14 protein-coding genes are annotated in these 15,862 nt (G+C 47.8%); 6 read left to right on the top strand and 8 right to left on the bottom strand.

Features of this window, described 5'->3' with window-relative positions:
* Nucleotides 1-44 precede the first annotated feature (44 nt).
* From DS731_RS20570 to DS731_RS20540, 7 genes are all read right to left on the bottom strand, one after another.
* Nucleotides 45-965 carry a hypothetical protein gene (locus DS731_RS20570; protein WP_119503547.1) on the bottom strand — a complete coding sequence of 307 codons (921 nt, stop codon included), beginning with the start codon at nucleotides 963-965 and terminating at the stop codon, nucleotides 45-47.
* A 331-nt stretch (nucleotides 966-1,296) separates the two neighbouring features.
* Nucleotides 1,297-1,851, bottom strand: coding sequence for an outer membrane beta-barrel protein (locus DS731_RS20565; protein ID WP_119503067.1), 555 nt, complete (start codon nucleotides 1,849-1,851; stop codon nucleotides 1,297-1,299).
* Between the two features lie 129 nt (nucleotides 1,852-1,980).
* Nucleotides 1,981-2,508 (bottom strand): DUF3750 domain-containing protein, encoded by a 528-nt coding sequence (locus tag DS731_RS20560; protein WP_119503066.1) that lies wholly within the window; start codon nucleotides 2,506-2,508, stop codon nucleotides 1,981-1,983.
* 96 nt (nucleotides 2,509-2,604) lie between these two features.
* Complete coding sequence (gene accC, locus DS731_RS20555) at nucleotides 2,605-3,948, bottom strand: acetyl-CoA carboxylase biotin carboxylase subunit (RefSeq protein ID WP_119503065.1); 1,344 nt, start codon at nucleotides 3,946-3,948, stop codon at nucleotides 2,605-2,607.
* Between the two features lie 13 nt (nucleotides 3,949-3,961).
* Entirely contained in the window at nucleotides 3,962-4,423 is a 462-nt protein-coding gene (gene accB / locus DS731_RS20550; protein ID WP_119503064.1) for an acetyl-CoA carboxylase biotin carboxyl carrier protein, read from the bottom strand.
* 20 nt (nucleotides 4,424-4,443) lie between these two features.
* On the bottom strand, nucleotides 4,444-4,875 hold the full coding sequence (gene aroQ / locus DS731_RS20545; RefSeq protein ID WP_119503063.1) for a type II 3-dehydroquinate dehydratase: 432 nt from the start codon (nucleotides 4,873-4,875) through the stop codon (nucleotides 4,444-4,446).
* A 344-nt stretch (nucleotides 4,876-5,219) separates the two neighbouring features.
* On the bottom strand, nucleotides 5,220-6,170 hold the full coding sequence (locus tag DS731_RS20540) for an IS30 family transposase (protein WP_119501804.1): 951 nt from the start codon (nucleotides 6,168-6,170) through the stop codon (nucleotides 5,220-5,222).
* A gap of 96 nt (nucleotides 6,171-6,266) precedes the next feature.
* On the opposite strand from DS731_RS20540, the gene DS731_RS22445 reads away from it, so the two are divergent.
* Nucleotides 6,267-6,593 carry an FMN-binding negative transcriptional regulator gene (locus tag DS731_RS22445; protein ID WP_119503546.1) on the top strand — a complete coding sequence of 109 codons (327 nt, stop codon included), beginning with the start codon at nucleotides 6,267-6,269 and terminating at the stop codon, nucleotides 6,591-6,593.
* A gap of 282 nt (nucleotides 6,594-6,875) precedes the next feature.
* On the top strand, nucleotides 6,876-9,893 hold the full coding sequence (locus DS731_RS20530; RefSeq protein WP_119503062.1) for a TonB-dependent receptor: 3,018 nt from the start codon (nucleotides 6,876-6,878) through the stop codon (nucleotides 9,891-9,893).
* Nucleotides 9,894-9,967: 74 nt separating this feature from the next.
* Here DS731_RS20530 and DS731_RS20525 read toward each other — a convergent pair whose 3' ends face one another.
* Nucleotides 9,968-11,785, bottom strand: coding sequence for a protein-disulfide reductase DsbD (locus DS731_RS20525; protein WP_119503061.1), 1,818 nt, complete (start codon nucleotides 11,783-11,785; stop codon nucleotides 9,968-9,970).
* Nucleotides 11,786-12,081: 296 nt separating this feature from the next.
* Between DS731_RS20525 and DS731_RS20520 the strand changes: the two genes are divergently transcribed.
* The 4 genes from DS731_RS20520 (at nucleotide 12,082) to DS731_RS20505 (ending at nucleotide 15,708) form a co-directional block, all read left to right on the top strand.
* Nucleotides 12,082-12,597, top strand: a complete 516-nt coding sequence (locus DS731_RS20520) for an FxsA family protein (RefSeq protein ID WP_119503060.1) — start codon at nucleotides 12,082-12,084, stop codon at nucleotides 12,595-12,597.
* 262 nt (nucleotides 12,598-12,859) lie between these two features.
* Entirely contained in the window at nucleotides 12,860-13,150 is a 291-nt protein-coding gene (locus DS731_RS20515; protein ID WP_119503059.1) for a co-chaperone GroES, read from the top strand.
* A gap of 41 nt (nucleotides 13,151-13,191) precedes the next feature.
* Complete coding sequence (gene groL, locus DS731_RS20510) at nucleotides 13,192-14,835, top strand: chaperonin GroEL (protein ID WP_119503058.1); 1,644 nt, start codon at nucleotides 13,192-13,194, stop codon at nucleotides 14,833-14,835.
* A gap of 285 nt (nucleotides 14,836-15,120) precedes the next feature.
* Entirely contained in the window at nucleotides 15,121-15,708 is a 588-nt protein-coding gene (locus DS731_RS20505) for a Uma2 family endonuclease (protein ID WP_119503057.1), read from the top strand.
* Nucleotides 15,709-15,862: the final 154 nt, after the last annotated feature.

The following is a 15,862-nucleotide window of genomic DNA, read 5'->3' as shown; positions in this document are numbered from 1 at the left end:
GTACGCGTTCTTGCTGTTTGGCCTTCTCTCCGGGAAGGCCTTTTTTATAACTTCATTTTCAAACCGGTGAGAACACGCTCCACGTTGTCCACCACGTCCAGCCGGATAAACCATTCAGCATCTTCTGCGAACAGCGCACTGCCGCCTATTTCGCCGGAAAAGCCATGACCGTATCCGAGAAAGTCCTCGGTGAGTTCCGCACGGGAACCCAGCCCTTCATCAACCCGGGAAGCGTAGACAAAGTAAGACAGCGGATAGTTTTTAATGGCACCTTCGCCGGCAACGCCAATAATGGCTTTATTGCGTGACTGGTCAAGGCGCTGGATCCACTCAATAAATATTTCATGCTGCGGGTGCCAGGCATAGCGGTATTCACTGCGGACAAAATTACCGCCTGTCATGCGCTCCAGACTGATCTCAAAGCCGGCTTTATCTGAAAAGCGACCCGAATACTCAAGCTCAGCATAATCCAGTTTCGCCGGTAGTTGCAGAGCATTTGAGGGATCCTGGTTATCCAGTTGTCCGGCAACCAGTTCTACAGCGTGATGACTGTTCAGATTAACCACATGGCGAATACCTTCAATCCACCCGTCTTTCGACAAGCCGGTGGAAGATACCCGCCCTTTGTAGGTGGGAATAATACCAATCTCCGTCTTGCCTGCCGGTGATGTATGTCTGACATATAAACGACGGACATGAAACTGCTGGCTGCTACCGTCAAACAAGGTGTTATGACTTGAGGAGAAGTCATTTCCGGTGACAATAAAACTGTTCAGGCTCCAGCTTTCCCCCATAGCGAGTTGAGGATAATAGCGGATCCGGTATTGAGTGCGGTGATCTCTGTCTGAGCGGGCATCTGAACGAACCTGTAAATCCAGCTTGTCGTTAAAAGTCCATTCACTCTGACCCGAAGCACTGGTGCTGATAAAAAGAGCAACACACAAACCTGAAAAATACCGCCACATAACACTGCTTTCCATATACCGGACACAAATGAACCAAACACAATACGATGAATTTATTACATTAGCTCAGGCGACAAATATTCAGGGCAAAAAAAAGCCAGCACGGGGCTGGCATAGAAGTGGAACGCAATGAGATTGGGAACTCAAACACATCGGGAGAGATGTTCAGGAAGAGGCCTTCCCGTTTGAAGTTGAGATTATAATAGCGCTGACCAGCTGGTCCGGATATCGGGAAAAAGCGATGAGTGAAATCGTATTTTACGAATGATCTTGCGAATGATTTTACGAGGCATAGGAGAGAGGCGGAAGCACCACCTCCCTGCACGCGAAATCAAAAGCGGTAACCAATACCCGCCATCAATGCCGCAGAAACGTCATCGCCAGAGTCTGATACTGCTGTTGATTCGAGCTTGGCATAAAAGCCCTGCGCTTTACCTGAAAAGGTGAATCTCGCGCCTATTCCGGCAGTAAACTCATTTCTGCGATAGGTACTGGAGTAGTAGCTCGGAATGCATTCAAATTCATTACAGATAACGGAGTCTATCACTGCGTTGTCTTCATCTATCCGCGATACCCCCAGCTTCCCATAGAAACGAAACCAGTCTGTATTGAAATCGTGACCCAAATTTAACCCGGCGTAGGCAATGGTAATCATCCCTTTTTCACGGCCATATTTGAATTCTACAGAGGTAATTTCATTGAAATCGTATCCGGCTTCCACATACTGACCGGAGTAGCCGCAACTACTGCAATCTTCAGACGTTGTTGTGAAAAAACCGGCTCCGGCGTAAAGACCACTGTCTTCATCAGCCAAAGCAGAGGGAGCAAACAAGCCGGCGGCAACTGCAGAAGCTAACAGCGGGGCAGCTTTGAAAAAAGGCGACATAAAACAACTCCTTAATGAATCGTCAGACACACCTGTAAAGAGCGGGTATCTGATGCACCAGTCCGTCCGGTGCACTCATAAGGTAGATGCTGATGCGTTGTTAAGCCACCCGCGAAGTGTAACCAAACATTACCTGGCGTAACCTGAACCAATTGCGGTAAAAGGCATATCCAGTTCCAGCTCAGGAACCTGAAGGCCTACCCAGGCCGGAAAGGTATTGCTGTTCGGACCCGGAAAAAGGGTATATTCATTTGCCCAGGGATAGCGGGCAACGGCTTCCTGCACCTTAGGTAACAAAGCTCTGGCTTTTTCACCGGTAACTGAAAGGACTTTCTCCGGTTTTGCTCCATACCAGTAGCGATCCGGCGTCGGCGTGGTGTACTCCCTCAATGCAGGCAGGCCACTTTTTACCCGCCAGCCTGTGACTTCATACACTGTGTACTCCGGTGCATCCTGCGGCTTTACCGCAATCCAGGTATGCACGGCGAACCAGCCACGCCAGCTGTATGCATCAGCCGCATAGACTTCGATAACCGCGTCTGAAAAGTTTTCCGGCGCATAAGCAATGCCCGCAGGCTCTCTGGACGCACTGCGCCAGTCCTGACTGGAACATCCAGCGGTGCTAATGATGAGCGTGAGTAACAGAAATTTTCGCACAGTTTTCTCCTTTTCTTCGTTTCATACTCTCAGGACGGTAAAAACAGCACAAACAAAAACACCCGCAAAAGCGGGTGTTTTATCGATTTTTGACGTTTACGCCATACCGAGTTTCTTCTCAAGATAGTGGATGTTAGTACCACCGGCAAAGAAGTTTTCATCGGCCATGATACGGCGCTGTAACGGGATGTTGGTTTTGATCCCGTCTACTACCAGTTCGTCCAGCGCGTGGCGCATGCGGGCAATGGCTTCATCACGGCTTTCACCGTAAGTGATGAGTTTACCAATCATGGAATCATAATACGGCGGTACGGTGTAGCCGCTGTAAATATGTGATTCCCAGCGTACACCCAGACCACCCGGAGAGTGGAAAGTGTTGATTGTGCCGGGGCTTGGAATGAACGTGTCCGGGTCTTCCGCATTGATACGGCATTCAATGGCGTGGCCACGAATTTGTACCTGTGACTGGTCAACAGACAGTGGCTGACCGCCAGCAATGCGAAGCTGTTCTTTAATCAGGTCAACGCCGGTGATCATTTCAGAAACCGGGTGCTCTACCTGAATACGGGTGTTCATTTCGATGAAATAGAATTCGCCGTTCTCGTACAGGAATTCGAACGTACCTGCACCGCGGTAACCAATTTCTACACAAGCTTTACAGCAGCGCTCGCCAATTTTGTTACGCATTTGCTCGGAAATACCCGGCGCCGGCGCTTCTTCCACAACTTTCTGGTGACGACGTTGCATTGAACAGTCACGTTCACCTAAGTGAATCGCATTGCCCTGACCGTCTGACAGTACCTGAATCTCCACGTGACGGGGATTCTCAAGGAACTTTTCCATGTACACAACCGGGTTACCGAACGCGGCACCGGCTTCTGCCTGTGTGGTTGCGATAGATTGGATCAGTTCGCTTTCGCTGCGTACAACACGCATACCACGACCACCACCACCACCGGCAGCTTTAACGATGATTGGATAACCGATGCGTTTAGCAATGGCTTTGTTGCGTTCTTCATCGTCGGTCAGCGGGCCATCGGAACCAGGTACACAAGGAACACCGGCTTTTTTCATGGCGTTAATCGCTGACACTTTGTCGCCCATCAGGTTGATGGTGTCCGCTTTCGGACCAACAAAGATAAAACCGCTTTTCTCGACCGCTTCAGCAAACGCAGCGTTTTCCGCCAGGAAGCCGTAGCCGGGGTGGATTGCAATTGAATTGGTTACCTCTGCCGCAGCAATAATGCGCGGAATGTTCAGGTAACTTTCAGTTGCAGAAGCACCACCAATACAGATGGATTCATCTGCCAGCAGTACGTGTTTTAAGTTTCTGTCCGCGGTAGAGTGCACGGCTACGGTTTTGATGCCCAGTTCTTTACAGGCACGCAAAATACGTAACGCGATTTCTCCGCGGTTAGCTATGAGTACTTTATCTAACATATCGGCCGCCTGATTATTCGATGATGAACAGAGGCTGATCGAACTCTACCGGTTCCTGGTTTTCAACCAGAATAGCTTTAACAACACCCGCTTTGTCAGCTTCAATCTGGTTCATCATCTTCATTGCTTCGATGATACAAAGGGTATCGCCAACGTTTACAGACTGACCGACTTCAACGAATGACTTGGCAGTAGGAGAAGAAGCGCGGTAGAACGTACCAACCATCGGAGATTTAACCTGATGGCCAGTAGGACCTTGCTCGGCAGCCGGAGCTTCAGCAACAGGCGCAGCGGCAGCAACAGGTGCAGCTACAGGAGCAGGCGCCGGTGCAGCATAGTTGTAAGCCATTGGTGCAGCAGCACCGGTAGGACCACGGTGGATGCGTACAGATTCCTCACCTTCAGTGATTTCCAGTTCGGCAATACCGGATTCTTCAACCAGTTCGATGAGTTTTTTAATTTTTCTGATATCCATTGTCATTTCTCGTTTTTAATTCAGTTTTTCAGGTTCAGGGCTGCCGTCAATGCGAGTTCATAGCCAATGGCACCTAAGCCAAGGATGACACCTGCAGCAACGTCAGATAGATATGAATGATGGCGGAAAGGTTCCCTTGCATGCACATTAGACAAATGCACTTCAATGAAAGGGATGTTTACACTTAACAGTGCATCACGAAGGGCGACACTGGTATGTGTAAATGCCGCAGGATTGATGATGATAGCATCGACCTTTCCCATGGCATCATGAATGCGGTTGATCAATTCGTGTTCTGCGTTAGACTGGAAATGGCTCACCGACGCACCTGCCGCGCTGGCTTTTTCAACCAGATTATCGACAATGTCCTGAAGCGTCTGGTAACCGTAGGTTTCCGGTTCACGCTTGCCCAACATATTCAGGTTGGGGCCATTAAGTAACAAAATTTCCATAAACTTGCTGCTATCTTTCTTAAAATGATTGCTTACAACGCATTTCAACAGAAAATAACTCTGCTTGCACGAATTTTGAACCACGAATTGTGGATTTCCACCAGGTTAACGGCAGATTATAGAGGATGAGACAGTTTTCGCAGCAAAATACTGGTCTAATCAGGGGAAATAGACGCAAGATTAGATGATAATCTATGGTTTTTTAACACTCTCTATACCAGCTAGTCGCTTTTCCATTCTTCCGCGAACATTTGTTTGCACTTAATGTCGTCACCGGCACTTTATTCCCGGCAGCCACGTGTACCTACCCGCGAATTCAACTCCGAAGTGCACCACTCGCTAAATTAGGCAGCCTTGCGTAATTCATTGAATACCGCAACAGGTTGCCTGAAGCCGAGGCTCTTTCTCGGTCTGGCATTTAATGCCCGCTCTATTTCACTAATTTGCCTATCCGATACCGTCCGTAAATCGGTGCCTTTCCTGATGTACTGGCGCAGTAAACCGTTGAAGTTCTCATTCAGTCCGCGTTCCCAGGATGAGTACGGATTCGCGAAGTAGATATTGGTTTTGAGCTTCTCAGCGACCAGCTCGTGGTCACAGAATTCGCTGCCGTTGTCCGCTGTGATTGTTCGGACATGACCTCGATATTTCCACAGCATGCCAACTATGGCTCGGGCCACGTCTGCTGCGCTTTTCGCTGGCACTTTGCGTATCAGGTATAGCTTACTTTTGCGCTCGACTAGACTAACAATCGCGCCCGTTCCTTGCTTGCCCAGAACCGTGTCAGCTTCCCAGTCACCGAACCGTTTTTTCTTGTTCACAATAGCGGGACGATGCTCAATGCCAACGCGATTCGGAATAATTATCCGCTTCGCACGGTCACCTTTACGATACCTTCTGTGACTCTGGCGCAGCTGTTTGTACAACCTACCGCCACTCAATTTATCACGCTGGACGTAGCGATAAATCCATTCGTGACTGACATGATGACCGATGATTTTACCTACACCAGCAATTTGCTCAGGGCTCCATTTTTCGTTCAGCCCGAACTCAACAAAGGTAATCGTCAGTTCAGACATCCTGAACTTTGCGGCTTGGCTACGTCGCTTCAATGCCTTCGCCTGAGCCACTTCCGGCAAATAGTGGTTATCCCGAATTCTATTGCGATTTACTTCCCGACTGATTGTGCTGTGACTCACGCTCAGACGTTTTCCGATCTCCCTGTAACTGAAACCCTCGCGTAAGTAGGCCTCAATCTGGTATCGTTGTCCCTCGATCAACTGCTTGTAACTCATGGTAATACTCTAATTGTTTGGCGACTTTAGAATACCACCAACAGGCAGTTGATCATCTATCACCCGTTAACCATGAGTGGTGCACTTATTATCTGAATTCGGGCCTGGTTATTTGTTTCTGCGCATCTTGCCGGTACGGTTAATTTTGTTAGTGCTGAAGAAACTATCAATATTGTTACTGCACTCAGTAATAACAAAGAAGCATCAAGAAATGCCTGGAAATCAGAAAATGCGCAAGAATATATAAATAAAATCGCAACAGGAATTAAAGGGTTTACTTTTTATGTTGAAAAAATAGACAGTCGGTTGAGATTGGGGCAGCAAAATTCCCCGGAAGTATTTGCTGGTTTAATAGACAAAATGAATAATGATAATTTAAATGATTATTCAGAAATATTAAAAGCAATAAATGAATATTTGTAGATATAAATGAATTTTGATTTATTTCAATATTAGCTATTTCATATTTGAACTAAGCGTTTGATTTTAAAGCTTATTGGTGAATAGCTTAATTGTGTTTTAAATTTATTTGTTTTAGTTTAATAATTCACCATGTAAATAATTTTAAATTATCTTGTCTTTTAAAATTATCATTTCAACGTCCTTTGCTTGAATTATTTTCTCTCAGGTAATTATATCCCGCTGTTTTTCGTTTGAGTCGTTCAAACAGGAAAATATAAATATAATAATTCCAGGGAGTAAAAAATGATTAGACAGAGTCTTATCGCGCTGGCGATAGGTACTGCTATGGGCGTGAGTTTTAATGCAAGCGCCGCTGCAGGTAGTACATCAAGTGTTTATGGTACTGTTGAGGCCATGTCAGGCCAGCAAGTAGCCATCGTTATCAGTAATCCTCAAACGGGATACAGCAGAACGGTAGAAGTAGGTGAAGATGGTTCATACCGCTTCGCAAAACTGGATACCGGTACATATAACATCCAGATCATTGCCAATGGCAAAGTGTTAGCTGAAGACGAGCTGCGCGTGTCCCTTGGTTCTAACAAAGAAGCTGACTTCAACCTCGATGAATTAACCGCAGAGCGTATTGAAGTCACCGGCGCCCGCGTTTCAGCCATCGATTTAACCTCTATGGATTCCGGCCTTGTAATGGGCGAAACCGAAATTGACCGTATGCCTATTGCCCGTGACCTTACATCGGTTGCATTGCTGGCACCTGGCGCAGTAGCCGGTGATTCGGCATTCGGTAATACCGCCTCTTTCGGTGGTGCATCGGTTGCTGAAAACTCTTGCTACATCAACGGTCTGGAAGTAACGAATACCCGTCAGGGTCTGGGTTGCGGTTCCGTACCTTTTGAATTCTACAAAGAGTTTCAGGTTAAAACCGGTGGTTATTCTGCAGAGTTCGGCCGTACAACCGGCGGTGTAATTAACTCGGTAACCAAAAGCGGTACTAACGAATGGGAATTTGACTTCACAGCCAACTGGACGCCGAATGGCTTGCAGGAAGAAGGCAGCGTATCCCGTGGCCGTCAGGGCACCGGCGCTATTTTCCGTGATACCACAAACGATTTCGACAATTCCTTTGATTATACCGTTTCTGCATCAGGTCCGATTATTGAAGATAAGCTTTTCTTCTACGCGCTGATCAATCCGCGGGATGTGCACAACCAGTTTGGTGATACCAACGGTACCGGGCGTTTTGCCGGTGCAAACATCATGAACGTTGATGAGTCTTCCGGTTCAGATAATCTGTTCTGGGGCGCTAAAATTGACTGGGATATCACTGAAGATCACCGCCTGAGTTTTTTCGGTTATTCAGACAAGAACGAAACAACCCGTACCGTATACGATTACGATGCTGAAACCGGAACAATTGGTGACTACTCAGGTTCATTCCTGCGTAAGCGCGGCGGTGAAGCGAAAAGTGTGACCTATACCGGTTACCTGAATGACGATCTGTCTGTCAGCGCAATGTGGGGTAACATCCAGACTGATTACAGCTCTGACCCCAGTAACCTGGATTGTTCAAGCGTAACTGATGCACGTGACGGCATTACCGATGCAGAGCGTGTTTCTTCATGTGGTCCCGGCGGCTCATTCGGCGCTAACGAAGATGAAAATACCCAGTATCGTTTCGATATCGAATACTACTGGGGCGATCACAAAATCAACGCCGGTCTGGATAAACAAACCCGTGAATCCATCCGTGTCACTCAGCCGATTGCCGGTCACTCATGGACGTATGAAACGCTGGCCGCCGGCGGTAACATTCAGGGTGACTCCGGTTCGCTGTACGTGAACAATACCGGTGCTGCACAGGATCTGGTTTCAGACCGCATCTTCTCCGGTGGTGGCAGCTTTGAGTCTGACCTGACTGCTTACTACATTGAAGATAAATGGCAGGTAACAGACACTCTGATGTTATCTATCGGTATCCGTAAAGACATCTTCTCCGGTGAAGGTACCACAGGTAAGGAACTGTTTGATTTCGATACCGACATTGCTCCGCGCTTAGGCTTTACCTGGGATGTGGAAGGCGATGGCGAGTCTAAGTTGTACGGTAACTATGGCCGTTACTATCTGCCAATTGCGAACAACACTATTTACCGTGCAGCTGCCGGCGTAAGTGATACAACCACTTACTACACCTTTGACGGTATCGACGCTGCAACCGGCGTACCTACCGGCCTGAACCCTGTGAATGGTACTGTAGAGAATTCTCAGTACGCGAGTTCATTACCGGCTATTCCTGAAAAGGATATTTTCCAGGCTCAGGAAGCTGACCCGTTCGCGAAAGATGAATATATCTTAGGTTACCAGCGTGCGATTTCCGAGGATCTCTCCATGGAAGTGATCGGTACGTACCGTGAAGTGACCAGTGCACTGGATGACTACTGTGGCCGTTACGCTTACCCGTTCTGCGTTATGGTTAATCCGGGCGAAGACATGAGTTGGTACAAAGATGGTTACTACTGGGATGGCACACAGGAGCTGATGCCTGATCACGAGACTTTCGACGGCGTGGCTGATCCCGGTTCTCTGACAACGCACACTGCAGAAACGCTGATGCTGCCTGAAGCAGAGAACAAGTATCTGTCATGGCAGGCTAAAATTGACTACCGTGCAGAAGACTACCGTGTGAACTTCATTTACACCTGGTCTCGCAGCTGGGGTAACTTTGAAGGTGCGGTTAAATCTGATATCGGTCAGGCAGATGCGGGTGTAACACAAGACTTCGACTTCCCTGCAGTCATGGATGGTTCAAGTGGCTATCAGCCTAATGACCGTCGTCACGTGTTCAAGATGTATGGCTCATATGACGTCACTGAAGACTTCACTGTGGGCTTTAACTCTACGCTTTCAAGCGGTCGTCCGCTGTCTGCGTTTGGTCAGGGCTACCCGGATACAGATCCGAATGTATACGGCAGCTACGGCGATACGTTCTACATCTATCAGGGCTGTGCTGTAGAGGGTGATACCTGTGCACAGGAAGACAAGCTGTACCGCTATGCACCACGTGGCAGTGCAGGTCGTACACCGTGGACCTTCAAAGTTGACTTGTCAGCAGCTTACGCATTCTCTTACGAGGGTGTCGATATGCGTACGTCCATCAACATCTTCAATGTGTTAAATACACAGGAAGCGCTGGCGCTGAATGAACATTACGAAAGTAGTGAAGGTACAGTTAACCAGTGGTATGGCGCAGCTTACAGCTGGCAGGCTCCTCGCTCAGTAAGATTAACGTTCGAGGCGCGTTACTAAAATAACGTCTCACCTGGACCCGAAGCCCCTTCTCCCAAGGGGCTTTTTTTATGCCTGCGGTTTAGGCAGGTCCGCTATTGATTGCCCAGTGCACGGTTCACGTGGTCAGCAAATGCGTCTGCTCTCATAAACCCCGTTACCCTGGACTGATTGATTTCTTCACCGGCAGTATTGAAAAACAAAATGGTGGGCAATCCCAGTACATCAAACTCGTCCTGGAAAGCCAGATTCACCGGCGTATTCTCTGTGAGATCGATTTGCATCCATACCGTGTTTGAAAGCGCAGAGATGACCGCCTCATCGGGAAAGGTGTACTTCTCAAACTCTTTACAGGCCACACACCAGTCGGCGTACAGGTCGACCATCACCGTTTTGCCTTCGGCATTTGCAGCAGCCAGCTTCTGCTCAAAGTCATCCAGGTTTTTAACAACCATGAATTCCGGATGGTCCGCATCATTCCCGTGCTGACCACTTTGCTGCGCAACCGGCGATGACGTTCCGCCAAATAGCGTGACATAACCGGTCATTGCACTGGCGAATAAGCCCAGTGAAATAAGCAAGGTGCGTACACCCTTCATGAAAGAGGGCTGTGTGGGCTGATTGACTACGCTGTAGTACGAGAAGGTAGCAAGACCCGTTAATGCCCATAGCAGATTAGTCCAGGACGAAGACCACAGGCGCTCGATAAACAGAATCGCAACGGCCAGCATCATAAAGCCGAAGCTCACCTTCACCACGTTCATCCAGTTACCGGCTTTAGGAAGCAGTTTTCCGCCAGTCATACCAAACAGAATAAGAGGAATACCCATTCCCAGGCTAAGTACGTACAGTGAAATGAAGCCTAATGTCATGTCGCCGGTTTGTGCGATAAACAATAAAATACCGGTAAGCGGTGCGGTGGTGCAGGGAGAAGCCACCAGACCGGACAGTACACCCATCACAAACACACCGGCAAAATTGCCGCGTTTCTGATTATTGCTTACATCGTTAAGTTTACTCTGCCAGGACGATGGCAACTGAATTTCATACACACCGAACATGGCCATGGCTAGCGCAATAAACAGTACAATAAACACGCCCAGAATGGCCGGGTGCTGAAGGGCTGCCTGGAACTGTACGCCCGCCGAAGCAACCACAAGACCTAAAATGGAGTAGGTGATCGCCATGCCCTGCACGTACACAAGGCTTAAGGTGAAGGCGCGGCTTAAGCTCATGCCTTTACCCTGACCCAGCACGATGCCGGATAAAATAGGGTACATGGGGAATACGCATGGTGTGAAGGCAAGGCCAATGCCCAGCGCCAGAAACAGCAATAAGGTCACAGGCAGATTGTCTTTGTCAGCCAGCCTTTCAGCCAGCCCGAACTGCTCAGATTTTACCGCTTCGCCGGTGGCTTCTGAAGGCGCGCTGTCCTGCACAGCGGGTTCCGTATCACCCACAGCAGACAGGTAAATCACTTTTACGGTCGGGGGATAACACAGGCCTGCGTCGGCACACCCCTGGAAACGGACCTTCACCACGCCATCTTCTTTGGCTTGGTTTACCGGTACGGTAAAGGAAACATTGTGGTAGTACACTTCGGTGAGTCCAAAAAACTCATCTTCTTTTTCTTTGCCTTCAGGAAATACCGGCTCACCTAATTCGACGTCTTTCCCCACCAGTTTGAACTGGTGCTTATAAAGGTAGTAATCATCTGCAATGGTAAAGTTAAGGGTGAGTTCATCGTCGTTTTGTTGAAAATCAAACACGAATGCGTCGTCAACAGGCAGAAAGTCAGGCTCTTCCTGTTGCGGGAAGGCGTCTCCCTGATTGAAATCCGGAATTTGTGCTGAAGCCTGTGCGGGTAGCAATAAACACAGGCAAATAAACAGCAGAGACGAAAAATACTTCATAACAAGCTTATCCTTCAGAAAAAGCGCAATATCGCGGATGGTGGCTCAGCCGTCCCGCTCCGGATACTGAATTATCAGGGTGCAACGGACATTTCCCATAACTGACCGTGACAGTAGCGGTATTCTTTCAGATTTTTCTGTTCAGAACGAATCCCTTAACGTGAAAACTGTCGTACTCATAAGAAATAACTTGTGTTTAAAGTGAGCAACCCCACTTTACCCTTTCAGTTTGCTGGTAACAGTCTACGAAAATTTGTGCTGCAGCCGGCATTAAACTTAAGCAACGAGGTTTAGTTTTGCGACTTTTATTTTTGCTGTTCGCCATAATGCCCATTATCGAAATTGCCTTACTGGTAAAAGTTGGCGGCATCATCGGCGGATGGAACACCATTGGAATTGTGTTATTAACCGCCTTTATCGGCGCTTACTTTGTGAAGCGGGAAGGTATTCACACCTTACAGATAGCGCAGGAAAAAATGCAGCGCGGTGAAATGCCGGGCAAAGAAATGGTAGAGGGCCTGATGCTGGCCGTGGCAGGTGTGTTAATGGTAACGCCGGGCTTTATCACGGATATTTTCGGTATTTTGCTGGTGTTGCCCGGTACCCGTCACCTTATCGCCGGATTTGTCAGCAAGCATATGAAGATGCGTGTAGTCACGGCAGGCTCGTTCCAGCAACAGGGACCTTTTGCCGGTGGCGCCGATCCATTCGGTCAGCGTCCTCAGGGAGGCCAGTACAATGCTGACGGCGATGTATTTGAAGGTCAGTACACCGACAAATCAGCCGGTGAAGATAAGCCCCGCCTTAAATAAGCTTCTGCGGCCGCACGCACCGTCGTGTGGCCTGATCACTTTATTCTTCAATTATTTATTCCGCTCCCGCAAGAAAAGTAAAAAAATTTGCATTTTTTTCACCAAATCCCCTTGAAGTTGTAGGGTGACTCCCCCATCTATCCACGCAGAACACGATTTGAAGGCAGGAGACTGCTTTCTCTATACAGTAAATGGCGTACACAAGACCGTACGTCCTTGTTAACTAACATTTAGATAGTTGGAATTTTCAGGAGACTTGAAAATGGCAATTCGTCCTTTACACGACCGCGTAATCCTTAAGCGCGCTGAGCAAGAAACCAAATCTGCCGGCGGCATCGTGCTTACCGGTTCTGCTGCAGAAAAATCTACCCGTGCGAAAGTTATCGCTGTGGGTAACGGCCGTATCCTTGATAACGGTGAAGTTAAAGCTCTTGACGTAAAAGTTGGCGACACCGTTATTTTCAACGACGGTTACGGTGTAAAAACCGAGAAGCTGGAAGGTGAAGAAGTGCTTATCGTTAGCGAAAGCGACATTCTGGCAATCGTTGAGTAATAGACGTTTAACGTTTTAACCGTATTTAGAGGAATTTAAACATGGCAGCTAAAGAAGTACGTTTTGGTGATGACGCCCGCACGAAGATGCTGAAAGGCGTTAACATCCTTGCAAACGCAGTAAAAGTAACATTGGGTCCTAAAGGCCGTAACGTAGTACTGGATAAGTCATTCGGTGCCCCTACCATCACTAAAGATGGTGTATCTGTAGCCAAAGAAATCGAGCTGGAAGACAAGTTCGAGAACATGGGCGCGCAGATGGTTAAAGAAGTAGCGTCTAAAGCAAACGACGAAGCCGGTGACGGTACTACTACTGCAACTGTTCTGGCACAGGCTATCGTAACTGAAGGTCTGAAATCTGTTGCTGCGGGTATGAATCCGATGGATCTGAAGCGCGGTATCGATAAAGCCGTTGCTGCAGCTGTTGAAGAATTAAAAGCACTGTCTACTGATTGTGCAGACAGCAAGTCTATCGCTCAGGTAGGTACTATCTCTGCTAACTCTGACTCAGAAGTGGGTCAAATCATTGCTGAAGCAATGGAAAAAGTAGGCAAAGAAGGCGTTATCACTGTTGAAGAAGGTCAGGCTCTGCAAAACGAGCTGGACGTGGTTGAAGGTATGCAGTTCGACCGTGGTTACCTGTCTCCTTACTTCATCAACAACCAGGAAAACGGCACTGTTGAATTAGACAACCCGTTCATCCTGCTGGTTGACAAAAAAGTTTCTAACATCCGTGAACTGCTGTCTACGCTGGAAGGCGTGGCGAAAGCAGGCAAGCCTCTGCTGATCATCGCTGAAGATGTTGAAGGCGAAGCGCTGGCAACTCTGGTTGTTAACAACATGCGCGGTATCGTGAAAGTAGCTGCTGTTAAAGCACCTGGTTTCGGTGACCGTCGTAAAGCTATGCTGCAGGATATCGCAATCCTGACTGGCGGTACTGTAATCTCTGAAGAGATTGGTCTGGAGCTGGAAAAAGTTCAGCTGGAAGACTTAGGTACTGCGAAGCGCGTAGTTATCAATAAAGACAACACAACTGTTGTTGACGGTGCAGGTGATGAAGCGGCTATCGAAGGTCGTTGCGCACAAATCCGTGGTCAAATCGAAGATTCTACTTCTGAGTACGACAAAGAGAAGCTGCAGGAACGTCTGGCTAAACTGTCTGGCGGTGTTGCGGTAATCAAAGTTGGTGCTGCTACTGAAGTTGAAATGAAAGAGAAGAAAGACCGCGTTGAAGATGCACTGCACGCTACCCGCGCTGCGGTACAGGAAGGCGTAGTACCTGGTGGTGGTGTTGCTCTGGTTCGTGCAGCCGCTAAACTGGCTGACCTGACTGGTGAAAACGAAGACCAGACTCACGGTATCAAGCTGGCTCTGCGCGCGATGGAAGCACCTCTGCGTCAAATTTCTATCAACTCTGGTGCAGAAGCATCGGTTGTTGTTAACGAAATCAAGAACGGCGAAGGTAACTACGGTTACAATGCAGGTAACGACACTTACGGCGACATGCTGGAAATGGGTATCCTTGACCCGACTAAAGTGACCCGTTCTGCACTGCAATTCGCTTCTTCTATCGCCTCTCTGATGATCACCACAGAAGCGATGGTTGCTGAACTGCCTAAAGAAGAAGCTGGTGCACCTGATATGGGTGGCATGGGCGGAATGGGCGGCATGGGTGGAATGATGTAATCTACCCATAAGCTTAACGCTTTAAGAAAGGCGCTCTCCGGAGCGCCTTTTTTGTTTCCATGCACCCAGCAATGCCATCTCATTTCTCTCTGCCAATACATTCCTGCTTCTTATAAGCACACATTAAGTTCAGGTTTAAAAAAGAGCTGAAGGCCTTAGCTAAGTTAAAGAAGGTTAGTACATCCAAAACATTTTTGGTTACTATGCAAAGGTAAACGCCATGATTGATATATTAGCAATGTCAGAATCATGGATTCATATTTGGTTGCTATTCAGGAGTGCGCAATGCCAGTTGCCCAAAAACACAATGTGTTGACACCCGACGAATACTTGCAGGAAGAGCTTGAAGCACCTGTTAAGCGTGAGCTCATTGATGGTCAGATTTATGCGATGGCCGGAGCAAGCGCTAACCATGAGAGAATAGCGGGGAATATTTATAGTGAATTGAGAAATCACTTAAAAGCGACTCCCTGTGAGCCATTCAGCTCAGATATGAAAGTGCGCGTTCGTGATAATTTTTATTATCCAGATGTGTTGGTCGATTGTGGTTTTGATGAGTCAGAGCCATATTTTACATCAACGCCGGTGATCATTGTGGAAGTGATTTCACGCTCTACTCGTAAAATGGATGAGAAGCAAAAGTTACTCGAGTACATCAATATTCCTACACTTAAAGAGTACGTGCTGATTGAACAGGATGTAGCAGACGTTACCGTTTACAGAAGAAGCGATGACTGGCGCTCCACCCACTATTTTTTAGGTGAAGAAATCCACTTCGAATCGATAGATTTTACTATCCGGGTAGAAGACATTTATCTTCGCGTAAAAAATGAAGATGTCGCGGCATTCCTCGAACAACAATCCGAATCTTAAAACTTAGCTTTTCAGGCGGGCTCAAGATCACCTTATTTATCCCCGGGATTGTCCGCTGAATCATGCAATCCCCCTAATAAATCCTCCTTGACAAAATCTTTACATTTAACTCGACCGGAAATGAAAAAGTCGCTAAATTAGCCGAACTTTGTAG

It is taken from the genome of Alteromonas sp. RKMC-009 (assembly GCF_003584565.2).
In the GTDB taxonomy this organism is placed as follows: domain Bacteria; phylum Pseudomonadota; class Gammaproteobacteria; order Enterobacterales; family Alteromonadaceae; genus Alteromonas.
The sequence above is the reverse complement of the archived record's forward strand: the minus strand, read 5'-3'. Positions and strand labels throughout refer to the sequence as shown.